A 22,240-nucleotide genomic window follows, 5' to 3' on the forward strand; every position below is an offset into this window, starting at 1 on the left:
GTGAAATCGGGTCCCGCTGGCGGGGATTGATCCGGCAAGGGCCGCATGATAGGGATACCCCCTATACCTATACGGACGATCCGATGTCGCATCTTACCAAGGACAAGCCCAAATTGCTGGCGCGCGTGCGCCGGTTGAAGGGGCAGATCGAGGCCATCGAACGGGCCATCGAGGCCGAGAAGGACTGCGGCGCGATCCTGCAGCTGGTGGCCTCGGTCCGGGGCGCCACGACGGGGCTGACCCAGGAACTGATCGAGGACCATCTTCGCCACCATGTCATCCTGATCGAGGACGAGACCGGCCGCGAAAAGGGCGGCGCAGAGCTTGCCTCGGTCCTGCGCACCTATCTGAAATAGGCCAGATCATGCACGATCACCCGCACACCTCCGGCTCTCCACACGACCATCTTCACGATCACGATCACGATCACGATCACGATCACGGCCATGGCCACGCTCACGGCTCGGCCGCCGGTCTTTGCCATCCGCGCGGTCCGGGCGGGCCGGATCATGTGTTCCTCGGCGCAGATCACGACCGGAATGCCCGGCGCACCTGGCTGGTGATCGGCATCACCGCGACGATGATGGTGATCGAGATCGCGGCGGGCACGGTCTTCGGGTCGATGGCGCTGCTGGCCGATGGCTGGCACATGGCGACCCATGCTGCGGCGCTGTCGATTGCCGCGGTGTCCTACATGGTCGCGCGCCGTCACGCCCATGACCCGCGCTTCACCTTCGGCACCGGCAAGCTGGGCGATCTGGCGGCGTTCGGCAGCGCTGTGGTGCTGGGCGTCGTCGCGCTGTTGATCGGCTGGGAAAGCCTGATGCGGCTGGTGAACCCGGTCGGCATTCATTTCGGCGAGGCCATCGCCGTTGCCGTGATCGGGCTGGCGGTCAATGTCGGCAGTGCGGTCCTGCTGCATCAGGGGCCGCACGATCATGGGCACAGTCACGGGCACGATCATGGGCACAGCCATGGACATGATCACGCCCACGAGGTCGATCACAACCTGCGCGCGGCCTATCTGCATGTGCTGGCCGATGCGCTGACCTCGGTGCTGGCCATTGCGGCGCTGGTCGCGGGGCGGGCCTTCGGCTGGGTATGGCTCGACCCGATCATCGGCATGCTGGGGGCATTGCTGATCGCGCGCTGGTCCTACGGACTGATGCGCGACGCGGGCGGGGTGCTGGTCGATTTCGTCCCCGGCTCCGAGACCCTGCCCCAGAAGATCCGTGCCGCCATCGAGACCGACGGCGCCCGCGTAGTCGACCTGCATGTCTGGCAGCTTGGCCCGGGCCACCGCGCCGCCATCGTGGCGATTGCCGATGACGATCCGCGACCGGTTGCGGATTACCGCAAGCGGCTCATGCACCTCCCGCGGCTGTCGCATGTCACAATCGAGGTCGAGACGGCCTGAGCCGCCCCCTCCCGGCCGCGTTCAGAACGGGAAGAACAGCGGGATCACCCCGACCGCCACCACCGCAAAGAGGATGTTCAGCGGCAGCCCCACCTTCAGGAAGTCGCGGAACCGGTAGCCGCCCGCGCCATAGACGAAGGTGTTGGTCTGATAGCCGATGGGGGTGGCGAAGCTCGCCGAGGCGGCGAACATCACCGCCATGATGAAGGGCCGCGGATCGACGCCCAGCTGGGTCGCCAGCCCGATCACGATGGGCCCGACCAGCACGGCAACGGCGTTGTTGCTGATCATCTCGGTCAGGGCGCTGGTCAGCACATAGACCGCCGCCAGGATCGCAAGCGGCCCGAACCCGCCCATCAACCCGACGACCCAATCGACGATCAGCTTGGCGGTGCCGGTCTCTTCCATCCCCTGGCTCAGCCCCAGCATGCCGAAGATCAGAAAAAGGATGCGCCAGTCGATGGCGCTGAACGCCTCTTCGGGATCGACGCAACGGGTCAGCATCACGACGACCGCGCCGATCACCGCAAGCCCGGCGATGGGCATCACCTCGAAGGCGGCAAGCCCGACGACGGCCACCATCGTGGCGATGGCGATGGGCGCCCTGGCGCGCCGCATCGGCCGTTCGGAGGGTGCCGAGAGGTTGATCACCCCGCCATCCTCGACCAGCCGGCGCAGCCCTTCGGCCGGTCCCTCCAGCAGCAGTGTGTCGGCGAATTGCAGGCGGATGTCGTCGATCCGGTCCGACAGGTTCCGGTCGGCGCGATGCACCGCCATCACGTAGACGCCATAGCGCCGCCGCAGTCGCACTTCGGCCAGGGAACGCCCGCGCAGGGTCGAATTCGGGCCTATGCTGGCCTCGAGCGTCACCGTCTGGTCGGCGGTCACCGGCTCGACCCCCCGGTCCGACAGGTCGCGGAACGTCACCTGACCGTTCTCCTTCAGCCCGAGGATCTCGCCGGTGCCGGTCTTCAGGACCAGCCGGTCGCCGGGTTCCAGCACCAGCCCGTCGAGGCTGCGCCGCATCGAGACCTCGCCCCGGATCACGTCGAGGATGCGGGTCTCGGCGGTGTTGAAGGGCAGCTCGTCGAGCCGCTTGCCGACATAGCGCGACTCGGCCGGGATCAGCAGCCGCGCGAGGAACCGGCGCCGGGTCTCGCGCCCGACCAGATGTGCCAGCGACTGCCGGTCGGGCAGCAGGAAGCGCCCGGCAAAGGTCATGTAGGCCATGCCGACCAGCGCGAAGACAAGCCCCGGAAGGGTCATCTCGAACATCGAGATCGGCGGCTGGCCGGTGTCGCGGGCGACCCCACTCATCAGGATGTTGGTCGAAGTGCCCACAAGGGTCAGCGTGCCGCCGAAGATCGCCGCGAAGGACAGCGGCATCAACAGCCGCGACGGCGAGACGCCGACGCTGGAGGCGACCGAGATCATCACCGGGGCCAGCAGGATCACCACCGGCGTGTTGTTCATGAAGGCCGAGGCCAGCACCGTCACGGTCATCATGATCAGTAGCGCGCGCAGGTAGGACCCCCCGGCCCGCGCGGTCATGAATTCGCCCAGCGCGGCCAGCACGCCGGTGCGTTCCAACGCGGCCGAGATGATGAACATCATCGCGATGGTGATCGGCGCACTGGACCCGAACACCGTCAGAAAGTCGCCGGTCTGGATGATTCCGGTGGCCAGAAGTGCCGCCGAGGCCGCCAGAGCGGTCACCTCGGGCGGGTATATCTCCTTGATGAAGCTGAGAAAGACGATGGCGAGCAGGGCGAGAACCAAGATCTGGTCAAGCGACATCCGGAGGAACCTTCCGATGGGCGCATCTATTTATTCAAAATACGATAGGTGAAATCGGGTTTTTGCGGAAGCGGTTCGTTCGGTGACGCAACGGACGGGACGGCGAATTTTCCGGCAAGGCTCTTCCCATGCGGTCCGCTCCTGCCTATAGTGTGACCGAACGGTCGATCAATTTGCGGAAGCGAGTCGGCCGGGGGACTGACGTCTGGGAGGACCGAATGGCCGAAGCCTTCATCTGCGATGCGCTGCGCACGCCCGTCGGGCGCTATGGCGGGGCGCTGTCGGGACTGCGCGCCGACGATCTGGCGGCAGTACCGATCGCGGCGCTGATGGCCCGGCATCCCGGGGTCGACTGGGCTTCGGTCGAGGATGTGATCCTCGGTTGTGCCAATCAGGCGGGCGAAGACAATCGCAACGTCGCGCGGATGGCGGCACTTCTGGCCGGGCTGCCGGTCGAGGTGCCGGGCACCACCGTCAACCGGCTGTGCGGGTCGGGGATGGATGCGGTCGGGCTTGCGGCGCGGACGATCCGTGCGGGCGATGCCGATCTGATGATCGCCGGTGGGGTCGAAAGCATGAGCCGCGCGCCCTTCGTGATGGCCAAGGCCGACACCGCCTTCTCGCGCCGGGCCGAGATCCACGACACCACCATCGGCTGGCGCTTCGTCAATCCGCGCATGGCAGAGGCCCATGGCACCCATTCGATGCCCGAGACCGCCGACAACGTGGCCGCGGACTTCGCCATCTCGCGCGAGGATCAGGACCGCTTCGCCGCCGAAAGCCAGGCGCGCTGGGCGGCGGCGCAGGCGGCGGGCGTCTTCGCCGGGGAAATCGTGCCGGTCGAGCTGCCGCAACGCAAGGGCCCGCCGCTGCGGGTCGAGACCGACGAACATCCGCGCCCGGGCACCAGCGCCGAAAAGCTGGCGGGGCTGAAAGGGGTCAACGGTCCCGGGCTGACGGTCACCGCGGGCAACGCCTCCGGCGTCAATGACGGCGCCGCCGCGCTGATCGTCGCGTCAGCGGCCGCGGCCGTGGCGCAGGGCCTTACCCCCCGGGCCCGTATCGTCGCCATGGCCGCGGCGGGCGTGCCGCCCCGGATCATGGGCATGGGGCCGGTGCCCGCGACCCGGCGCGTTCTGGAAAAGGCCGGGCTCGATCTGGCGCAGATGGATGTGATCGAACTGAACGAAGCCTTCGCCGCGCAGGCGCTGGCGGTGCTGCGGGCGCTGGGCCTGCCGGACGACGCGCCCCATGTGAACCCCAATGGCGGCGCGATCGCCATCGGCCACCCGTTGGGCATGAGCGGCGCGCGGCTGGTCGCGACCGCGGCCAACCAGCTGGCGCGCAGCGGCGGACGTTATGCGCTTTGCACGATGTGCGTTGGCGTGGGCCAGGGCATTGCCCTTATCCTCGAACGCGTCTGATCAGGGAGGATCGCTAAGATGTATGCGCAGATGGTGACATCCGAGGGCGGCAAGGCCCGGGACGAGATGACCCCCGAGGAATGCGCCTTTCAGGACCGGATCGACCGGGGCGAGCGGATCGAGCCCAAGGACTGGATGCCCGAGGGCTATCGCAAGACGCTGATCCGCCAGATCGGCCAGCATGCCCATTCCGAGGTTGTGGGTCAGTTGCCCGAGGGCAACTGGATCACCCGCGCGCCGACGCTGGAACGCAAGCAGATCCTGCTGGCCAAGGTGCAGGACGAGGCCGGGCACGGGCTTTACCTTTATTCCGCCGCCGAGACGCTGGGGGTCAGCCGCGACGAGCTGACGGAAATGCTGCTGGCCGGGAAGATGAAATATTCCTCGATCTTCAACTATCCGACGCTGACCTGGGCCGATATCGGCGCGGTCGGCTGGCTGGTCGACGGCGCCGCGATCATGAACCAGGTGCCGCTGCAGCGGACCTCCTACGGGCCCTATGCCCGGGCCATGGTGCGGATCTGCAAGGAGGAGAGCTTTCATCAGCGCCAGGGCTATTCGATCATGATGACCATGGCGCGGGGCACGGCCGACCAGAAGGCGATGGCGCAGGATGCGCTGAACCGGTTCTGGTACCCGTCGCTGATGATGTTCGGACCTTCCGACAAGGACTCGGTCCATTCCGCCCAGTCGATGGCCTGGAAGATCAAGATCAACACCAATGACGAGCTGCGCCAGAAATTCGTCGACCAGACCGTGCCGCAGGCCCGGTTCCTCGGGCTCGAGATCCCCGACCCGGACCTTGTCTGGAACGAGGAAAAGGGCGGCTACGACTTCTCGCAGCCCGACTGGTCGGAATTCTACGAGGTGCTGAAGGGCAACGGGCCCTGCAATGCCGAACGGATGGAGGCGCGGATCGAGGCCTGGGAGGACGGCGCCTGGGTCCGCGAGGGCCTGATGGCCCATGCCGAAAAGCGCGCCGCCGCGCACGCGGCCGAATAACCGTTTCAAGGGTTTCAAGGGAGGAGAACATGTCCAGCGAATGGCCCCTCTGGGAGGTCTTCATCCGCGGTCAGCACGGGTTGAACCACCGCCACGTCGGCAGCCTGCACGCGCCGAGTGCCGAAATGGCGATCCAGAACGCCCGCGACGTCTATACGCGGCGCAACGAGGGCGTCTCGATCTGGGTAGTGCGCTCGAACGACATCACCGCCTCGGCGCCTTCGGACAAGGGGCCGCTGTTCGAGCCCTCGAACGCCAAGCTCTACCGGCACCCGACTTTTTTCGACATTCCCGACGACGTGGGGCACATGTGATGTCCGCTCTGACAGAAACGCCAATGCCAGAAACGACTCTGTCGGCCGATGCCGTGCTGTTCGAGACGCTGCTGCGGGTCGGGGACAGCGCGCTGATCCTCGGGCACCGGGTGTCGGAATGGTGCGGCCATGCGCCGACGCTGGAAGAGGATATCGCGCTGGCCAATGTCGCGCTCGACCTGATCGGGCAGGCGACCCTGTGGCTGGGGCTTGCCGCCGAGGTCGAGGGCGCGGGGCGCGACGCCGACGCGCTGGCCTTCCGCCGCGACGCGGGCGGGTTTCGCAACCTGCTGCTGGCCGAACAGCCGAACCGCGACTTCGCCGTCACCGTGATGCGCCAGTTCCTGTTCGATGCCTGGCATGCCGAGCTGCTGGCGGGGCTTGCGGCCTCGACCGACCCGCGCGTGGCCGAGATCGCCGCCAAGGCCCGGAAAGAGGTGGCCTATCACCTCGACCGGTCCGAAACGCTGGTGATCGGGCTTGGCGACGGCACGCCCGAAAGCCATGCCCGGATGCAGGCCGCGCTGACCCGGCTCTGGCCCTTCACCGGCGAGCCGTTCCGGGGCGACGCGACCGATGCCGCCGCCGCGGAGGCCGGGATCGCGCCCGATCCGGCGGCGCTGGAACCGGGCTGGCGCGCGCGGGTCGAGGCGGTGTTGGCCGAGGCGACGCTGACCCTGCCCGACACGGCGCGCTTTCGCAGCGGCGGGCGCAGCGGCGTGCATGGCGAGGCGCTGGGCCTTCTGCTGGCCGAGATGCAGTTCCTGCAACGGGCCTATCCCGATGCCACATGGTGACACCGTGGACCGACCCGCGACGGACCAGGTCTGGGCGTGGCTGGCCGAGCTGCCCGACCCCGAGATCCCGGTCATCAGCCTGACCGATCTGGGCATCATCCGCGATGTCGCCTGGCAGGGCGACACGCTGGTGGTGACGGTCACGCCGACCTATTCGGGTTGCCCCGCGACCGGGATCATCAATCTGGACATCGAACGTGCCCTACACGCGCATGGCATCGGCAAGCTGCGGATCGACCGGCAGCTGTCGCCGCCCTGGACGTCGGACTGGCTGGGCCCCGAGGCGCGCGAAAAGCTGAGGGCGTTCGGCATCGCCCCCCCGGTGCCGGGCAGTGCCGCGATGCCGGGGGCGGCCCGCGCGCGCAGCCTCGCGGACGGGCCTTCGGTGATCTGCCCGCGCTGCGGCTCGGACCGGACCGAACGGCTGAGCCAGTTCGGCTCGACCCCTTGCAAGGCCGCCTGGCGCTGCCGCGACTGCCTTGAACCCTTCGACTATTTCAAATGTATCTGAGAGGGGCGGCCATGGCCCGTTTTCACCCGCTGACCGTTACCGATATCCGCCGCGACACCCGCGATGCCGTGGTCCTGACGCTGGACCCGGCCGAGGCCGACCGCGCCGCCTTTGCCTTCACCCAGGGCCAGTACCTGACCTTCCGCCGCGCCTTCGACGGGGAAGAGCTGCGCCGCTGCTATTCGATCTGTTCGGGGCTTGACGACGGCTGCCTTCGGGTCGGGATCAAGCGGGTCGCGGGCGGCGCCTTCTCGACCTGGGCCAACGAGGCGCTGAGGCCCGGCGACGTGCTTGAGGCGATGCCGCCGATGGGCAAGTTTCACGCCCCGCTCGACCCGACTGCCGCGCGCCATTACCTGGCCTTCGCCGCCGGATCTGGCATCACGCCGGTTCTGTCGATCATCCGCACCGTGCTGAGCCGCGAGCCCGGCGCGCGGGTCACGCTGGTCTATGCCAACCGGCAGGTCAGCTCGATCATGTTCCGCGAAGAGCTGGAGGATCTGAAGAACACCCATCTCGGGCGGCTCGCGGTGATCCATGTGCTGGGCTCCGAAACCCAGGAGATCGACCTGTTCACCGGCCGGATCGACGCACACAAGATCGATCGGCTGTTCGCCGGCTGGATCGACGCGGCCTCGGTCGATCTGGCCTTCATCTGCGGCCCGCAGGCAATGATGCTGACGGTGGCCGACGGGCTGCGTCGCCACGGCCTGACCGACGACCGGATCAAGTTCGAACTGTTCCTGTCGACCCAGCCCGGCCGCGCCAGGCGCCCGGCGGTTTCGGTCGCGCAGACCGACACCGCCAATGCGACCCAAGCCAGCGTCACGCTGGACGGCACCACCCGCAGTTTCCGCATGCCGAAGACCGGGCAAAGCCTGCTGGAAGCCGCCATCGCGGCCGATCTCGACGCGCCCTTTTCCTGCAAGGCCGGGGTCTGTTCGACCTGCCGGGCCAAGGTTCTGGAGGGCGAGGTCGAGATGCTGACCAACCATGCGCTGGAAGATTACGAGGTCCGCGCGGGCTATGTGCTGACCTGCCAGTGCTACCCGCTGAGCGACCGTCTGGTGGTCAGCTATGACGAGTGAGGACGCCATGACCGAGATCAGCCTCGACGACTACCTCGCCAGGGGTGGCAAGCTGACCGCGCCGACCAACGTGCCCGCGCGCTATCGGGGCGAGTTGTTGCGGCTGATGTCGTCCTTCGTCGACAGCGAGCTGGCGGGCTCGGCGGGCTTTGCCGATGCGATCAACCGGGCGCCCGGCATCAAGGAACGGATCGCCGCTAGCCGGATCGTGCTGGAAAAGGCCGATCACGCCGAACGGGTGCTGGACCTGATGTCGGCCTTCGGCACCGACAAGACCCGCTATGAGCAAGCCCATGACTGGGCCGCGCGCGGCCCCCGTGAGGCCGAGATCGGCGCGCGGCGGCAGGGCGCCGACATGCGGCTTTCGGTCTTTCATTACCCGCTGCAAGGCTGGGTCGACGCGGTCACGATGAACGTGCTGATGGGGCTTGCGACCGGGGTGCAGCTGGGGGAACTGGCCCGCGCCTCGTACACGCCCTTCGCCGAGGCGATCCGCGAGATCGCCCCGCGCGAGGCCCGCCATGCCGAGCTTGGCCTCGAGGGGCTGGCCAGACTGACGGCGGGCGAGGCAGGCCGGACCGAGGCGCGCCGCACCATCGCCTACTGGATGCCGCGCGTCGCCGCCACCTTCGGGCAGGCGGACTCGCCCCGCTTCGAAACCTTGCGGCGCATGGGGCTGAGACACCGGACGAACGAGGCACTGCTGGCCGAGTGGCGGGCGCTGGCCGAGGCGGAACTGACCCGCCTGAACCTGAACTGACGAAGGAGCACCTCATGGACGGATCGGCGACCATTCCCCGCCGCCTCGAAAGCTATCTCTCGGGCCATTGGCAGGCGGGGGCGGGCGAGGGCGCGACTCTTCTCGACGCCGCAACCGGCCGTCCGGTGGCGCGGATCGGGTCCGAGGGGCTCGATTTCGGCGCGGCGCTAGACTGGGGGCGGCGGACGGGCGGTGCCGCGCTGCGGGCGATGACGATCCATGAACGGGCGCTGATGCTGAAGGCGCTGGGCCTTCGGCTGATGGAGCTGAAGGAAGAGTTCTACGCCGAAAGCCTGCATACCGGCGCCACCCGCGCCGATGGCTGGATCGACATCGAGGGCGGCATCGGCACGCTGCTGACGCTGGCCTCGAAGGCGCGGCGCGAACTGCCCAATACCCGGGTGCTGACCGAAGGCCCGGTCGAGCCGCTGTCGCGCGACGGCAGCTTTGCGGGCCAGCACATCCTGACGCCGCTGACCGGCATCTCGATCCATATCAATGCCTACAATTTCCCGGTCTGGGGGATGCTGGAAAAGATCGCGCCCTCGCTGATCGCGGGCGTGCCCTGCCTCGTGAAACCCGCCAGCCAGACCGCCTACCTGACCGAACTGGTGGTGCGCCGCATCCTCGAGACCGGGATCCTGCCCGCGGGCGCGCTGCAGCTGGTCTCGGGCTCGGCCGGGGATCTTCTGGACCATGTGACCGGTCAGGATGCGGTGACCTTCACCGGCTCGGCTGCGACCGGGCAGATGCTGAAACGCCACCCCGCGCTGGTCGCGCAGGCGACCCGCTTCACGATGGAGGCCGACAGCCTCAACGCCTCGGTGCTGGGCGCCGATGCGGTGCCGGGCACGCCGGAATTCGACCTTTTTGTCCGAGAGGTGGCGCGCGAGATGACCGCCAAGGCCGGACAGAAATGCACCGCCATCCGCCGCGTTCTGGTGCCAGCCGGGCTGGAAGACGCCGTGATCGAAGGGCTGGCCGCGCGCTTTGCCAAGACGCCGGTCGGGCTGCCGGGCGATGCCGAGGTGCGGATGGGTCCGCTGGCCAGCCTCGATCAGCGCGCCGAGGTGCGCGCGCGCATCGCCGAACTGGCCGCCGAGGCCAGAATCGTCTGCGGCGACCCCGAGGCGGTGTCGGTCGTTTCGGGCGATGCCGGGGTCGGGGCCTTCCTCAACCCGGTGCTGCTGCATTGCGCCGACCCGTTCGCGGCAAAGGCCGTCCACGATGTCGAGGCGTTCGGGCCGGTGGCCACCCTGATGCCCTATCGCGATGCCGCCGAGGCGGTGGCGCTGGCACGGCGCGGCAAGGGATCGCTGGTCGCCTCGGTCTTCACCGACGACCCGGATCTTGCCGCCGAGATGGTGATCGGCATGGCGCCGTTCCACGGCCGGGTGATGATCGGCAACCGCGCCTCGGCCAGAAGCTCGACCGGGCATGGCTCGCCGCTGGCGCCGCTGGTCCATGGCGGGCCGGGCCGGGCTGGCGGCGGCGAGGAGCTGGGCGGCATGCGCGCGGTCCGGCATTACATGCAGCGGACGGCGGTGCAGGGCGCGCCCCGGCTTCTGTCGGCCGTCACCGGCCGCTGGATCGAGGGCGCCGAGGCGCAAACGGGGACGCATCCGTTCCGCAAATCGCTGGGCGAGCTCAGGATCGGCGATCAGGTCGTGACCGCGTCCCGCGAGGTGACCAGGGCCGATGTCGAGCATTTCGCCGAGTTCACCGGCGACAGCTTCTACGCCCATATGGACAGCGAGGCCGCCCGCGCGAACCCGTTCTTCGAGGATCGCGTCGCCCATGGCTATCTGATCGCCTCTTTCGCCGCCGGGCTTTTCGTCGATCCCGCGCCGGGGCCGGTGCTGGCCAATTACGGGGTCGACACCCTGCGCTTCCTGACGCCGGTCTATTTCGGCGACAGCCTGAGCGTCCGCCTGACCTGCAAGGAGATCAATCCACGCGAGACGGCCGAGTATGGCGAGGTTCGCTGGGACTGCCGGGTGACGAACCAGAAGGACGAGACAGTCGCGCTTTACGATGTCCTGACGCTGGTCGCGAAGACCTGGCCCCTCACGGGGGAATGAGGCACGGGGCCACTGGGGGGGCCGCCGCCTGCGGCCAGGGGCTCTGTCGGGTCCCCTGGCACGGCCGGGCGCACGGCGCTTTCCGCCGGTCGGCCGAAACGACCTGTCTGACGCAAGTTTCGCGTCCGGTCTCGTGGTTCGCCAGGGGCGCCGGTCAGGCGCGCCCGCCGGGCGAGAAGGCCGACCGCGCCCGCCAGCAGCCAGCCCGACGCCGGAAGGGGCACGGGCGAGGGCGTGCGGCGTCCGGACCCGGTCTCACCCGGTCTCATGGGACAGGAACCCGACCGCCTTGTAGGTCGAGTTCAGGTTGATCTGCGTCGCCCTGTAATCGACGATCCCTGCGATCGGGTCGGCCTCGCTGGCGGATCGAACAGGAAGAATTCCCGGCCCGCGCTCTCGTTGACGCGGGATGCGACAAGCATCTGGTATGTGGTGTAAGCCTGCGCGGTGCCGCTGCAAAGCAGCGCCACGAGGGCCGGAGGCAATGCAAGAGGTGATCTCATGACTTCTCTCCGAAAGGAGGTGTGAATCTACGCGCCAGCACTCCAATCCGTGCAAAACACCATGGTTAACGATTGGCGTATCGACCATCTGCGCCTGCGATGCGCTTTTCACGCGCCGGTTTCAGTCCCGCTCCCAGTCCCAATCCCGGGCGCATTCGCGAGATGAGATTCGGCCCCCCTTTCCCGAGGTCCGATCATGGCGCCGGGCGCGGCTAGAGCGTGGACGCGCGGCGTGCTGACGATCGGGAGGCGGCCATCTGCCCCGGCCGCGATGCCGGGCCGGCGACGGACCGCCGGACGCCGCCCGGCTGTCGCGACATCTCGCGCCCGCAGCGTGGATCGGGCGGCGTGGACCGTCAGCACGGTCCCGCACCCGCTTCAGGATTGCGTCCTGCCTGAAAACCCGCGGGGAAAAGGGACCGCCTTCAGGCGCGGTCCGCAGCCATGCGCGTCTTTCCCGCAGGTCCGGAGAGGGTCGACCCGAAAGATGTCGACCCGAAAGATCCGGCGCGCCTCGGGGCCGCCGGAGCGTCAGGCCGCGCCGCGCCCCGTCTTAGGCCCGGCTCCGGCCCGCGATCGGATCAGTCGAGGTTCCCGAGGCCGCCCAGCATCAGTTTGGTGGCCAGATCGGCATAGTCGTCGCGGCTGATCGGGCCGCCTTCCTTGAACCACATGTAGACCCAGTTCATCATCCCGAACAGCGACATGGTCACCGGCATCAGCATCGTGCCCGGGCCTTTCAACTCGGGCCGGATCTCGGTCAGCACCGACGAGAAACGGCGGACGATCCGACGTTCGATCTCGGTCAGACACGCGCGCTGGTCGGGCGACAGCGCGGCGGCGGCGTTCAGCTGCACCTTGTGCTGATCGTCCGCGCCCCGGTATTTTTCCAGCACCGTGCGCACCAGCAGGCGCAGTCGGTCCTCGGGGGCCGCGTCCGGCCTGTCGGCTTCGGCGAGCGCATCGTCAAGCTCGGTCAGGTGGGTTTCGATGATCGAGAAGATCAGCGCGTCCTTGCTGGGATAATAATGATATAGCAAGGACTTCGAGACGCCGGCCTCGGCCGCGATCTGGGCCATCGAGGCCTTTTCCATACCCTGTTCGGCAAAGACGCGCGCCGCATCCAGAAGAAGGTTGCGCTGTTTCCGTTCGAAATCCTCGGCCCGTGTCCGTGCCATCCGGTCCTGCTTTCTCAAGTTCGGGGGCGGGGTCCGGCCCCGCCCGTCCTGTTCAATCCTTCGGCCGGCGGTCGACGACGCGCCGGGCCTTGCCTGACGAGCGCTCGACGTCTTCGGGGTCGTGCACCTCGATCCGGGTGCTGACCCCTATCACCGACTTGATGTGATGGGCCAGTTCGCCCGCCGAGGCGCGCCGGGCCTCGGCGGCGCCGTGGCTGGCATGGCATTCGACATGCACCGTCATTGCGTCCATCCGGCCCTGCCGGGTCAGCTCGATCTGGAAATGGGGCGCGAGCCCGGGGCATTTCAGGATCTGTTCCTCGATCTGGGTCGGGAAGACGTTGACGCCCCGCAGGATGATCATGTCGTCGGTGCGCCCGGTGATCTTTTCCATCCGCCGCATCGAGCGCACCGAGCCCGGCAGCAGCCGGGTCAGGTCGCGGGTGCGGTAGCGCACCATCGGCAGGCCTTCCTTGGTCAGCGTGGTGAAGACCAGCTCGCCCATTTCGCCATCGGGCAGCACGGCGCCGGTCTCGGGGTCGATGATCTCGGGGTAGAAGTGATCCTCCCAGATATGCAGCCCATCCTTCGATTCCACGCATTCGCAGGCGACGCCCGGCCCCATCACCTCGGACAGGCCATAGATGTCGACCGCATGCATGTCGAAGGCCTCTTCGATCTCGCGGCGCATGGCGTTGGTCCAGGGCTCGGCACCGAAGATGCCGACCTTGAGCGAACTGGCGCGCGGGTCGATCCCCTGACGGCGGAACTCGTCGAGGATCGACAGCATGTAGGAGGGCGTGACCAGGATGATCGAGGGGCGGAAGTCCTGGATCAGCGTGACCTGGCGTTCGGTCATGCCGCCCGACATCGGCACCACGGTGCACCCCAGCCGCTCGGCGCCGTAATGCGCGCCGAGCCCGCCGGTGAAAAGCCCGTAGCCATAGGCCACATGGGCGATGTCGCCCTTGCGCCCGCCCGAGGCGCGGATCGAGCGGGCCATCAGGTCGGCCCAGACGTCGATGTCGTGCTGGGTATAGCCGACGACCGTGGGCTTGCCGGTGGTGCCCGACGAGGCATGGATGCGCACGAGGGCGTCGCGCGGGGTGGCGAACATGCCGAACGGATAGCTGTCGCGCAGGTCGGTCTTTGTCGTGAACGGGAAGCGGGCCAGATCGGCAAGGCAGTGCAGCTCTTCGGGATGCACGCCATGATCGTCGAAGCGTTTGCGGTAGAAGGCGGAATTTTCATAGGCATGCTTCAGCGTCCGCTTCATGCGGTGGAACTGAAGCGCCGCGATCTCGTCGCGCGAGGCGGTCTCGATCGGATCGAGGATGTCCTTCGTCGGGGTCAGATCGGTCATTGGGTCCTCCCTTTCGGCCCAGGTCTAGGCATCTGACCGGGGCAGCAGATGGCCCCGGATCGTGCGCGAGTTTCCGCGGAATTCGGCAATGGCGATGCCGTCCTGATTGGTGATGCGCACATCGTAGAGGCCCGACCGCCCGCTGCGCGACAGCTCGCGTGCGGCGGCGGTCAGCCGGTCGCCGACATGGCCGGGCGCCAGATAGGTGACGGCGCAATGCTGGGCCACGGTCACCGCGTCGTAGCTGTTGCAGGCATAGGCGAAGGCGGTGTCGGCCAGGGTGAAGATGTAACCGCCATGGGCGATGCCATGGCCGTTGGTCATCGCCTCGGTCAGGGTCATCGACAGCGTCGCCTGCCCGGGCGCGATGTGCTCAAGCCGCATGTCGAGCCGCCGGGCCGCGCTGTCGTCGTTCCACATCGCGGCGGCGCAGGCCTCGGCCAATTCCTGCGGGGTCCTTTCAGGGTTCATTTCGGGGGCCTCCAACCTACTGGCCCCGGAAGACAGGCGCGCGTTTCTCCAGGAAGGCGGCGACGCCTTCGGCATAATCGGCGCTTTGCCCGGCGCGGCGCTGGGCGTCGCGTTCCAGATCGAGCTGCGCATCGAAGCTGCCGCCCGAGGCGGCCTGGATCAGCCGCTTGGTCAGCCCGAGCCCCAGCGTCGCGCCCGCGGCCAGCCGTTCGGCCAGCGCGGTCGCCTCGTCCATCAGCGCCTCGTCCTCGACCGCCTTCCAGATCAGCCCCCATTCGGCGGCGGTGTCGGCGGGCAAGGGTTCGGCGGTCATCGCCAGCGCCTTGGCGCGCGGTTCGCCCAAAATCCGGGTCAGCGACCAGCTGCCCCCCGCATCGGGCACCAGTCCGATTTTCGAGAAGGCCTGGATGAATCTCGCCGAGCGCGCGGCCAGCACGATGTCGCAGGCCAGCGCGATATTCGCCCCGGCCCCGGCCGCGACCCCGTTCACCGCGCAGATCACCGGCTTTTCGAGGCTGCGCAGACGGCGGAGCGTGGGGTTGTAGAAGGTCTCGAGCGTATGGCCCAGATCGGGCGGCGGCCCACCCCGGCGCGGATCGCGGTCGCCCAGATCCTGCCCCGCCGAAAAGCCGCGCCCGGCCCCGGTCAGCAGCACCGCCCGGACCGCAGCGTTCTCATGCGCGCGGTCCAGCTGCGACCGGAGCGCCCTATGCATGTCCTCGTTGAAGGCGTTAAGCTTCTCTGGCCGGTTCAGCACCAGCCAAAGCACACCCCGGTCCAGCGTCGCCAGAACGCTGTGCGAGTCTGCCATCTCTCTCCTCCCGTCTTCCTCAAAATCTTCTTGCATAAACCGTCCGGTCGGTCAATAATATCCGTCAGGAGGATCGGGGGAAAGATCGGCACGGCCGTGTGGGGAGGATGGCGATGGCCGTGGCATGGCCCGCGCGCATCGGCCCTTGGTGCGACGCGATTTCGTTCCGCCGGGAGCGCAAGACCAAAAAGATCTGATCTGGGAGGACAGGACCTTGAAGACCCTCACGACGACAGCCCTGGCGCTGATCGCCGCGCTTGGCGCGGCCGGTCCGGGCCTTGCCGAGATCCGGCTGGGCGCAAGCCTGTCGGCCACCGGCCCCGCCTCGTTTCTGGGCGATCCCGAGGCCAAGACGCTGGAAATGATGGTCGAGGCGCTGAATGCCGCGGGCGGCATTGATGGCGAGCCGGTCGAGCTGGTGCTGTATGACGATGGCGGCGATCCGAACAAGGCGCTGACCTTCGCCACCCGGTTGGTCGAGGATAACGAGGTGGTGGCGATCATCGGCGGCTCGACCACCGGCACCACCATGTCGATCCTGTCGGTGGCCGAGGATAACGAGATCCCCTTCGTGTCGCTGGCGGGTGCGGTCAACATCATCGATCCGGTGCGGCCCTTCGTCTTCAAGACCCCCCATACCGACCGCATGGCCTGCGAGAAGATCTTTACCGACATGGCGGCGCGGGGCATCGAGAAGATCGGCATGATCTCGGGCACGGACGGGTTCGGCGCCTCGATGCAGGCCCAGTGCAAGGACGTGGTGGGCCAGTTCGGCCTCGAGATCGTCGCCGACGAGACCTACGGGCCGAAAGACGCCGACATGACGCCCCAGCTGACCAAGATCCGGGGCACCGAGGGCGTGCAGGCGGTGCTGAACCCGGGCTTCGGCCAGGGCCCGGCCATCGTCACCCGCAACTACCATCAGCTTGGCATCGACCTGCCCTTCTACCAGTCGCACGGGGTGGCCTCGGACGCCTTCATCGAGCTTGCGGGCGCCGACGCGGCCGAGGGGCTGCGGCTGCCGGGCACCGCGCTGCTGATCGCGGGCCAGCTGGCCGAGGACGATCCGCAGCGCGCCGTGGTGCAGGCCTACAAGGCCGAGTTCGAGGCCGCCCATGGCATGGAGGTCTCGACCTTCGGCGGCTATGCCCATGACGCCTTCGCGCTGGTAATCGATGCCATCTCGCGGGCGGGCGGCACCGATCCGGCCGCGATCCGAGACGCGCTCGAGGCGACCTCGGGGCTGGTTGGCACCACCGGCACCTACAGCTTCAGCGCCGACGACCATCTGGGGCTGGACCTGTCGGCCTTCCGCCTGCTCGAGATTCGGGACGGCGGCTGGGTGCCCGTGGACTGAGATCCCGTCGACTGAGATCCGGTCGGTCGAGATCCTTTCGACCGAGGCCCCCCCGGGCGGCGCCGGGATCGCGCCGCCCCCTTCCCCGAACGCCCGAGGCACGGAGACGTCCATGGACGCGCTGATGCAGTTTGTCTTTTCCGGGGTGACGGTCGGCGCGGTCTATGCGCTGGTCGCTCTCGGCTTCACCATCATCTACAACGCCTCCGACGTGGTGAACTTCGCCCAGGGCGAATTCGTCATGCTGGGGGGCATGATCACCGTCTTCGCGCATCTGGCCGGCCTGCCGCTGCCGCTGGCGGCGCTGGGGGCGATCCTGGCAACCGCGGCGCTGGGGGTCGCGCTGAACCGGCTGGCCATCGAGCCCGCGCGCGGCGCGCCGGTGGTGTCGGTCATCATCATCACCATCGGCGCCTCGATCCTGATCCGGGGCGCGGCCCAGCTGATCTTCGACAAGCAGTTGCACGGGCTGCCGGCCTTTTCGGGCGACGATCCGATCCGGGTCATGGGCGCGACAATCCTGCCGCAAAGCCTCTGGGTGATCGGCGGGGCGCTGGCGGTCTTCGTCGGGCTCTGGGCCTTCTTCACCCGCACTCTGACCGGCAAGGCGGTGCTGGCGACCTCGAACAACCGGACGGCGGCGCAGCTTGTGGGCATCAATACCGGCTGGGTGATGACGCTGGCCTTCGGGTTGTCGGCCGCGATCGGCGCGCTGGCGGGCGTGCTGGTCACCCCGATCACGCTGGTCAGCTACGATGTGGGCGTCGGCCTTGCGCTGAAGGGCTTCGCCGCTGCGATGCTGGGCGGCATGGGCAATCCCAAGGGGGCGCTGGCGGGCGGGCTGCTGCTGGGGCTCTTCGAGGCGCTGACGGCGGGCTATGTCAGTTCGCAATACAAGGAGGCGGTGGCTTTCGTGGTCATCCTCGGCGTCCTGTTCGCCATGCCGCAGGGCCTTTTCGGCCGCGCCGGGACCGAGAGGGTGTGACCGGCATGCGCCTTTCCGCGAAATGGACCCAGCTTCTGATCCTCTTCCTGCTGATCGCGCTTTTGCCGCTGTTCTTTCCTTCGGGCTACTACTTCCGGGTGGGCGCGCTGATCTTCGTCAACGGGCTGGCGGTGATCGGCATCGTGATCCTGACGGGCTATGCCGGGCAGATCAGCCTCGGCCATGCCGGGTTCGCCGGGATCGGCGCCTATGCCTCGGCACTGGCGCCCGGGCATCTGGGGCTGCATCCGCTGCTGGCGGTGGTCCTCGGCGCCCTCGTCTCGGCCGCGGTGGCCTGGCTCGTCGGCCGCCCGATCCTCAGGCTCAAGGGCTATTACCTGGCCGTGGCAAGCCTCGGCTTCGGCATCCTCGTCGCCATGGTGCTCAGCAACGAACGCGCCTTGACGGGCGGGCCCGACGGCATGCCGGTGCCCGATCCGGGGCTGCGCGATCTCCTGAAGGATCTGGGTCTCAAGCTGACCGGGGGCGAATTCTGGTACTGGTGCTGCGGGCTCTGCCTGTTGATCGGCGCCTGGGCCGCGCTGAACCTGCAGGCCAGCCCGACCGGCCGGGCGCTCCGCGCGCTGCACGGGTCCGAGGTGGCGGCGCGGACCGTCGGCATCGACGTCGCGCGACTGAAGCTGCAGGCCTTCACCATTTCGGCGGTCTATGCCTCGGTCGCGGGCTCTCTGCTGGCGATGCAGAACCGGTTCATCACGCCCGATGTGGCGGGCTTCATGCATTCGATCGAGATGGTCACCATGGCGGTGCTGGGCGGCGTCGGCTCGGTCATCGGCGCGATCTTCGGCGCGGTGATCCTGACGCTGCTGCCGCAGGTGCTGACGGTCTTTGCCGACTACGAACAGATGGTGCTGGGCGCGGTGATGATCCTTGTCATGATCTTCCTGCCCGAGGGGCTGATCCCGTCGCTGGCGCGCAAGCTGAGGGGGAGGGGCGAATGAGCCTTCTGTCGGTCGAGGGGCTGGGCATCGCGTTCGGCGGCGTGCGCGCCGTCCATGATGTGGGCCTGACTGTCGCGCCGGGCGAGATCGTGTCGATCATCGGGCCGAACGGGGCGGGCAAGACCACGCTGTTCAACATGATCTCGGGCGTCTATCTGCCCGGCGCGGGAAGGGTGCGGCTTGACGGCGAGGACGTGACCGGCATGGCGCCGCATCTTCTGGCACGCCGTGGTCTTTCGCGCACCTTCCAGAACCTGCAGATCTTTCCGGCGATGAGCGTGCTGGAAAACGCCGCGACCGGGTTTCATCTGCGCGAACGCGGGGCCTTGCTGGCCGACCTGCTGGCGCTGCCGGGCGCGCGCCGCCGGTCGGCCGGGGCGCTTGACGGCGCGCGCGATCTGCTGGCCCGGGTCGGGCTTGACCGCGCGGCCGACCGCGAGGCGGGCGAGCTGTCCTACGGCGCGCTCAAGCGGCTGGAAATCGCCCGGGCGCTGGCGACCGCACCGCGGCTTTTGCTGCTGGACGAACCGGCCGCGGGCTGCAACGCGGTCGAGACCGAGGAAATCGACCGCCTGATCGCCGGGATGGCACAATCGGGCATCGCCATCCTGCTGGTCGAGCATGACATGAAGCTGGTGATGCGGATATCGACCCATATCGTGGTGCTCGACCATGGCGAGAAGATCGCCGAGGGCGACCCGGCTACGGTCAGCCGTCACCCCGATGTGATCGCCGCCTATCTGGGCGCGCCCGTCGCAGTCGAGGGGGCCGCCCATGCTGACGGTTGAGAACCTGCGCGCGCGCTATGGCCGGATCGAGGTGCTGCATGGCATCGACCTGACCGTGAATTCGGGCGAGATCGTCACCGTCGTCGGCGCGAACGGCGCGGGCAAGACCACGCTTCTGCGCTGTCTGTCGGGCATCCAGCCGATCACCGATGGCCGCGTCGTCTTTCGCGGCGAGACCTATGTGACCACGCCCCCGCACAAGCGGCTGCGCCACGGGCTGGCGCATTCGCCCGAGGGGCGGCAGATCTTCACCAATCTCTCGGTCGAGGAAAACCTGCGGCTTGGCGCCTTTCTTTACGACGACGACCGCGTGGCCCGCGACATGGACGAGGCCTTCGCCCTGTTCCCGGTGCTGCGCGAGAAACGCAACCTGGCCGCCGGTGGGCTGTCGGGCGGGCAACAGCAGATGCTGGCCATCGCCCGCGCGCTGATGGGGCGCCCCGCCTGCCTGCTGCTTGACGAGCCCTCGATGGGTCTGGCGCCGCTGCTGGTGCAGCAGATCTTTGACGTGGTCACCGGGCTCAAGGCGCTGGGGGTGACCGTGCTGCTGGTCGAACAGAATGCCTTCGGGGCGTTGAAGGTCGCCGACCGGGGCTATGTGATGGAAACCGGGCGGATCGCGATGGAGGGGCCGGCCGAGGCGCTGATCGCCGATCCGCGCATTCGCGAAGCCTATCTGGGGATCTGATCCGACATGTCCGTACTGACCATCGACCGCGAGGGCGAAATTGCCGTCGCGACCCTCGACAACCCGCCCGTCAACGCGATCTCGGCCGAGGTGCGCCGCGCGCTTTGGGAGGCGGTCGAGACGCTCGATGCCGACCCCGAGATTCGCGCCGTGGTGCTGGTCTGCGCCGGGCGCAGCTTCATCGCCGGGGCCGATGTCAAGGAATTCGGCCTGCCGCCGGTCGCGCCGCACCTGCCCGATCTGGTCGCCCGGATCGAGGCCGCCGCCAAGCCCTGGACCGCCGCCATTCACGGCGCGGCGCTGGGGGGCGGGCTGGAAATCGCCCTTGGCTGCCGGTTCCGGTTGATCGATGCCGAGGCGCGGGTGGGTTTCCCCGAGGTTGGTCTGGGCGTCATTCCGGGCGCCTCGGGCACGGTGCGCACGCCCCGCCTCGCGGGCGTCGAGGCTGCGGTCGAGATGGTCACCTCGGGCAAGCCCGTGCCCGCGTCCGAGGCTCTGCGGCTGGGGCTGGTCGATGCGATGGTCACGGGCGATCTGCGCGGTGCGGCGGTTTCTTACACCGCCTCGATGATCGGCGGGCCGTTGCCCGAGCCGGTCTCGGCCCGCCCTGTCGAGACCCGGCCCGACGGCTACTGGGCCGAAAGCCGCGCGCGGCTGGAAAAATCGGGCGAGACGGCACCGCTTCGGGCGCTCGAGGCGGTGCGCAAGGCGACCGAACTGCCCTTCGACGAGGCGATGGCTTTCGAGCGCGCCACGTTCCTCGCGCTGCGCGACAGTCCCGAGGCGGCGGCGCTGCGCCATGTCTTCTTTGCCGAACGCGCGGCGCTTCGTCCCGCCGCGCTGAAGGGTGTCGCGCCGCGCGGTATCGGCTCGGTCGGGGTGGTCGGTGGCGGGACCATGGGGGCGGGCATCGCCGCGGCCTTCCGCATGGCGGGGATGCCGGTGACGCTGATCGAGCGCGACGCCGGTGCCGCCGCCCGCGCCCATGCCGCCGTTTCGCGTATCTTCGTGGGCGCGGCCGCGCGCGGCAAGCTGACCGGGGCCGAGGCCGGGGCGTTGTCGGACGGGCTGGTCTGCACCGACGACTATGCGGCGCTGGGCCATGTCGATCTGGCTATCGAGGCGGTTTTCGAGGATCTGGCGGTCAAGCGGGCGGTCTTTGACGACCTGGCCCGGGTCTGCCGCCCCGACGCGATCCTGGCCACCAATACCTCCTATCTCGACCCGCGCTGTCTCGCCGAGGGGATGCCCGCGCCCGAGCGCCTGATCGGACTGCATTTCTTCAGCCCGGCCCATGTGATGAAGCTGCTGGAGATTGTGCCGCTGCCCGGCACCGCGCCCGAGGTTCTGGCGACGGCCTTCGATCTGGCGCGGCGGCTTGGCAAGATGCCGGTCCGGGCCGGGATCTGCGAGGGCTTCATCGGCAACCGCATCCTGAAACGCTATCGCGCGGCGGCCGAGGATCTGCTGGCCGAGGGCGTGCCGGTGGCGGGGGTCGATGCCGCGATGCGCGACTTCGGTTTCCGGATGGGGCCGTTCGAGGCGCAGGATCTGGGCGGGCTCGACATCGCCTTCCTGCAACGCGAGGCGGCCCGTGCCGAGGGCCGGGATGTGCCCGAAACGCTGGCCGACCTCCTCGTCCGCGCCGGGCGCAAGGGCCAGAAGACCGGGGGCGGCTGGTACGACTATCCCGAGGGCAGCCGCAGGCCGGTCGCCTCGGACGCGGTTGCGCGGCTTCTGGCAGACCGGATCGCCGGGGGCGAGGTGCCCGCGCCCGAAGCGATTGCCGAGAGGCTGGTCGGCGCCATGGCCGACGAGGGTGCGACGATCCTTGGGGAAGGGATCGCCGACAGCGCGGCCGAGATCGATCTGGTCGAGATCCACGGCTATGGGTTCCCGCGCGGCAAGGGCGGGCCGATGCACTGGACCGGCCGGGGCTGAGC

22 protein-coding genes are annotated in these 22,240 nt (G+C 68.4%); 16 read left to right on the forward strand and 6 right to left on the reverse strand.

Annotated elements, in window-relative coordinates:
- The first annotated feature begins 83 nt into the window (after window positions 1-83).
- A complete protein-coding gene (locus BYZ73_RS07620) occupies window positions 84-356 on the forward strand; it encodes a metal/formaldehyde-sensitive transcriptional repressor (protein WP_108027505.1) in 273 nt (90 codons plus the stop codon).
- On the opposite strand, the gene BYZ73_RS23750 is transcribed toward BYZ73_RS07620, so the two are convergent.
- Window positions 344-511, reverse strand: a complete 168-nt coding sequence (locus BYZ73_RS23750; RefSeq protein ID WP_245943082.1) for a hypothetical protein — start codon at window positions 509-511, stop codon at window positions 344-346. The two genes, BYZ73_RS07620 and BYZ73_RS23750, sit on opposite strands and share 13 nt — an antisense overlap.
- Between BYZ73_RS23750 and dmeF the strand changes: the two genes are divergently transcribed.
- Entirely contained in the window at window positions 512-1,417 is a 906-nt protein-coding gene (gene dmeF, locus BYZ73_RS07625) for a CDF family Co(II)/Ni(II) efflux transporter DmeF (protein ID WP_245895716.1), read from the forward strand.
- Between the two features lie 21 nt (window positions 1,418-1,438).
- Here the strand turns inward: dmeF and BYZ73_RS07630 are convergent, their stop codons facing one another.
- The gene (locus BYZ73_RS07630) at window positions 1,439-3,214 is read right to left on the reverse strand and encodes an SLC13 family permease (protein WP_112315502.1); all 1,776 of its coding nucleotides are present in this window, start codon (window positions 3,212-3,214) and stop codon (window positions 1,439-1,441) included.
- 218 nt (window positions 3,215-3,432) lie between these two features.
- Here BYZ73_RS07630 and pcaF point away from each other — a divergent pair, with 218 nt between their 5' ends.
- Genes pcaF through paaZ form a run of 8 tightly spaced genes read left to right on the forward strand, consistent with a single transcriptional unit; the run spans window position 3,433 to window position 11,191 of the window.
- A complete protein-coding gene (gene pcaF, locus BYZ73_RS07635; RefSeq protein WP_112315503.1) occupies window positions 3,433-4,638 on the forward strand; it encodes a 3-oxoadipyl-CoA thiolase in 1,206 nt (401 codons plus the stop codon).
- Window positions 4,639-4,656: 18 nt separating this feature from the next.
- Window positions 4,657-5,640, forward strand: a complete 984-nt coding sequence (gene paaA / locus BYZ73_RS07640) for a 1,2-phenylacetyl-CoA epoxidase subunit PaaA (RefSeq protein ID WP_108027448.1) — start codon at window positions 4,657-4,659, stop codon at window positions 5,638-5,640.
- 29 nt (window positions 5,641-5,669) lie between these two features.
- The gene (paaB, locus tag BYZ73_RS07645; protein WP_112315504.1) at window positions 5,670-5,954 is read left to right on the forward strand and encodes a 1,2-phenylacetyl-CoA epoxidase subunit PaaB; all 285 of its coding nucleotides are present in this window, start codon (window positions 5,670-5,672) and stop codon (window positions 5,952-5,954) included.
- Between the two features lie 23 nt (window positions 5,955-5,977).
- Window positions 5,978-6,751, forward strand: a complete 774-nt coding sequence (gene paaC, locus BYZ73_RS07650) for a 1,2-phenylacetyl-CoA epoxidase subunit PaaC (protein WP_245943083.1) — start codon at window positions 5,978-5,980, stop codon at window positions 6,749-6,751.
- The gene (paaD, locus tag BYZ73_RS07655; RefSeq protein WP_112315506.1) at window positions 6,738-7,262 is read left to right on the forward strand and encodes a 1,2-phenylacetyl-CoA epoxidase subunit PaaD; all 525 of its coding nucleotides are present in this window, start codon (window positions 6,738-6,740) and stop codon (window positions 7,260-7,262) included. Before paaC ends, paaD begins: the two co-directional genes overlap by 14 nt.
- Before the next feature lie 11 nt (window positions 7,263-7,273).
- The gene (gene paaE / locus BYZ73_RS07660) at window positions 7,274-8,350 is read left to right on the forward strand and encodes a 1,2-phenylacetyl-CoA epoxidase subunit PaaE (RefSeq protein WP_112315507.1); all 1,077 of its coding nucleotides are present in this window, start codon (window positions 7,274-7,276) and stop codon (window positions 8,348-8,350) included.
- Between the two features lie 7 nt (window positions 8,351-8,357).
- Window positions 8,358-9,110, forward strand: coding sequence for a Phenylacetic acid catabolic protein (locus tag BYZ73_RS07665; RefSeq protein ID WP_112315508.1), 753 nt, complete (start codon window positions 8,358-8,360; stop codon window positions 9,108-9,110).
- Between the two features lie 14 nt (window positions 9,111-9,124).
- Complete coding sequence (gene paaZ / locus BYZ73_RS07670; protein ID WP_112315509.1) at window positions 9,125-11,191, forward strand: phenylacetic acid degradation bifunctional protein PaaZ; 2,067 nt, start codon at window positions 9,125-9,127, stop codon at window positions 11,189-11,191.
- Window positions 11,192-12,275: 1,084 nt separating this feature from the next.
- Here paaZ and BYZ73_RS07675 read toward each other — a convergent pair.
- The 4 genes from BYZ73_RS07675 to paaG are packed head-to-tail and all read right to left on the reverse strand — an operon-like array spanning window position 12,276 to window position 15,517.
- The gene (locus BYZ73_RS07675; protein WP_112315510.1) at window positions 12,276-12,872 is read right to left on the reverse strand and encodes a TetR/AcrR family transcriptional regulator; all 597 of its coding nucleotides are present in this window, start codon (window positions 12,870-12,872) and stop codon (window positions 12,276-12,278) included.
- A 52-nt stretch (window positions 12,873-12,924) separates the two neighbouring features.
- Window positions 12,925-14,235, reverse strand: a complete 1,311-nt coding sequence (gene paaK / locus BYZ73_RS07680) for a phenylacetate--CoA ligase PaaK (RefSeq protein WP_112315511.1) — start codon at window positions 14,233-14,235, stop codon at window positions 12,925-12,927.
- Window positions 14,236-14,259: 24 nt separating this feature from the next.
- A complete protein-coding gene (gene paaI / locus BYZ73_RS07685) occupies window positions 14,260-14,706 on the reverse strand; it encodes a hydroxyphenylacetyl-CoA thioesterase PaaI (RefSeq protein ID WP_112315616.1) in 447 nt (148 codons plus the stop codon).
- A gap of 16 nt (window positions 14,707-14,722) precedes the next feature.
- Entirely contained in the window at window positions 14,723-15,517 is a 795-nt protein-coding gene (gene paaG / locus BYZ73_RS07690; RefSeq protein ID WP_112315512.1) for a 2-(1,2-epoxy-1,2-dihydrophenyl)acetyl-CoA isomerase PaaG, read from the reverse strand.
- Between the two features lie 214 nt (window positions 15,518-15,731).
- Between paaG and BYZ73_RS07695 the strand changes: the two genes are divergently transcribed.
- From BYZ73_RS07695 to BYZ73_RS07720, 6 genes are all read left to right on the forward strand, one after another.
- Window positions 15,732-16,874: an ABC transporter substrate-binding protein gene (locus BYZ73_RS07695; RefSeq protein WP_112315617.1), complete on the forward strand. Its 1,143-nt coding sequence runs from the start codon at window positions 15,732-15,734 to the stop codon at window positions 16,872-16,874.
- Between the two features lie 112 nt (window positions 16,875-16,986).
- Entirely contained in the window at window positions 16,987-17,859 is an 873-nt protein-coding gene (locus BYZ73_RS07700) for a branched-chain amino acid ABC transporter permease (RefSeq protein ID WP_108027436.1), read from the forward strand.
- A 5-nt stretch (window positions 17,860-17,864) separates the two neighbouring features.
- Window positions 17,865-18,821, forward strand: coding sequence for a branched-chain amino acid ABC transporter permease (locus BYZ73_RS07705; RefSeq protein ID WP_108027435.1), 957 nt, complete (start codon window positions 17,865-17,867; stop codon window positions 18,819-18,821).
- On the forward strand, window positions 18,818-19,609 hold the full coding sequence (locus tag BYZ73_RS07710) for an ABC transporter ATP-binding protein (RefSeq protein ID WP_112315513.1): 792 nt from the start codon (window positions 18,818-18,820) through the stop codon (window positions 19,607-19,609). Before BYZ73_RS07705 ends, BYZ73_RS07710 begins: the two co-directional genes overlap by 4 nt.
- A complete protein-coding gene (locus BYZ73_RS07715; protein WP_108027433.1) occupies window positions 19,596-20,297 on the forward strand; it encodes an ABC transporter ATP-binding protein in 702 nt (233 codons plus the stop codon). Before BYZ73_RS07710 ends, BYZ73_RS07715 begins: the two co-directional genes overlap by 14 nt.
- A 6-nt stretch (window positions 20,298-20,303) precedes the next feature.
- Window positions 20,304-22,238, forward strand: coding sequence for a 3-hydroxyacyl-CoA dehydrogenase NAD-binding domain-containing protein (locus tag BYZ73_RS07720; RefSeq protein ID WP_112315514.1), 1,935 nt, complete (start codon window positions 20,304-20,306; stop codon window positions 22,236-22,238).
- Window positions 22,239-22,240 lie beyond the last annotated feature (2 nt).

Source organism: Rhodovulum viride (genome assembly GCF_003265965.1).
Taxonomy (GTDB): domain Bacteria; phylum Pseudomonadota; class Alphaproteobacteria; order Rhodobacterales; family Rhodobacteraceae; genus Rhodovulum; species Rhodovulum kholense.

Bases quoted from the DNA above. Each gene is read 5' to 3' on its own strand.
- paaI (WP_112315616.1), bottom strand. From the start codon at position 14,706: ATGAACCCTGAAAGGACCCCGCAGGAATTGGCCGAGGCCTGCGCCGCC.
- paaK (WP_112315511.1), bottom strand. From the start codon at position 14,235: ATGACCGATCTGACCCCGACGAAGGACATCCTCGATCCGATCGAGACC.
- BYZ73_RS07720 (WP_112315514.1), top strand. From the start codon at position 20,304: ATGTCCGTACTGACCATCGACCGCGAGGGCGAAATTGCCGTCGCGACC.
- BYZ73_RS07700 (WP_108027436.1), top strand. From the start codon at position 16,987: ATGGACGCGCTGATGCAGTTTGTCTTTTCCGGGGTGACGGTCGGCGCG.
- BYZ73_RS07710 (WP_112315513.1), top strand. From the start codon at position 18,818: ATGAGCCTTCTGTCGGTCGAGGGGCTGGGCATCGCGTTCGGCGGCGTG.
- paaA (WP_108027448.1), top strand. From the start codon at position 4,657: ATGTATGCGCAGATGGTGACATCCGAGGGCGGCAAGGCCCGGGACGAG.
- paaZ (WP_112315509.1), top strand. From the start codon at position 9,125: ATGGACGGATCGGCGACCATTCCCCGCCGCCTCGAAAGCTATCTCTCG.
- BYZ73_RS07675 (WP_112315510.1), bottom strand. From the start codon at position 12,872: ATGGCACGGACACGGGCCGAGGATTTCGAACGGAAACAGCGCAACCTT.
- BYZ73_RS07715 (WP_108027433.1), top strand. From the start codon at position 19,596: ATGCTGACGGTTGAGAACCTGCGCGCGCGCTATGGCCGGATCGAGGTG.
- BYZ73_RS23750 (WP_245943082.1), bottom strand. From the start codon at position 511: ATGATCCGGCCCGCCCGGACCGCGCGGATGGCAAAGACCGGCGGCCGA.
- BYZ73_RS07665 (WP_112315508.1), top strand. From the start codon at position 8,358: ATGACCGAGATCAGCCTCGACGACTACCTCGCCAGGGGTGGCAAGCTG.
- BYZ73_RS07705 (WP_108027435.1), top strand. From the start codon at position 17,865: ATGCGCCTTTCCGCGAAATGGACCCAGCTTCTGATCCTCTTCCTGCTG.
- BYZ73_RS07630 (WP_112315502.1), bottom strand. From the start codon at position 3,214: ATGTCGCTTGACCAGATCTTGGTTCTCGCCCTGCTCGCCATCGTCTTT.
- pcaF (WP_112315503.1), top strand. From the start codon at position 3,433: ATGGCCGAAGCCTTCATCTGCGATGCGCTGCGCACGCCCGTCGGGCGC.
- paaB (WP_112315504.1), top strand. From the start codon at position 5,670: ATGTCCAGCGAATGGCCCCTCTGGGAGGTCTTCATCCGCGGTCAGCAC.
- paaC (WP_245943083.1), top strand. From the start codon at position 5,978: ATGCCAGAAACGACTCTGTCGGCCGATGCCGTGCTGTTCGAGACGCTG.
- paaG (WP_112315512.1), bottom strand. From the start codon at position 15,517: ATGGCAGACTCGCACAGCGTTCTGGCGACGCTGGACCGGGGTGTGCTT.
- paaD (WP_112315506.1), top strand. From the start codon at position 6,738: ATGCCACATGGTGACACCGTGGACCGACCCGCGACGGACCAGGTCTGG.
- BYZ73_RS07620 (WP_108027505.1), top strand. From the start codon at position 84: ATGTCGCATCTTACCAAGGACAAGCCCAAATTGCTGGCGCGCGTGCGC.
- paaE (WP_112315507.1), top strand. From the start codon at position 7,274: ATGGCCCGTTTTCACCCGCTGACCGTTACCGATATCCGCCGCGACACC.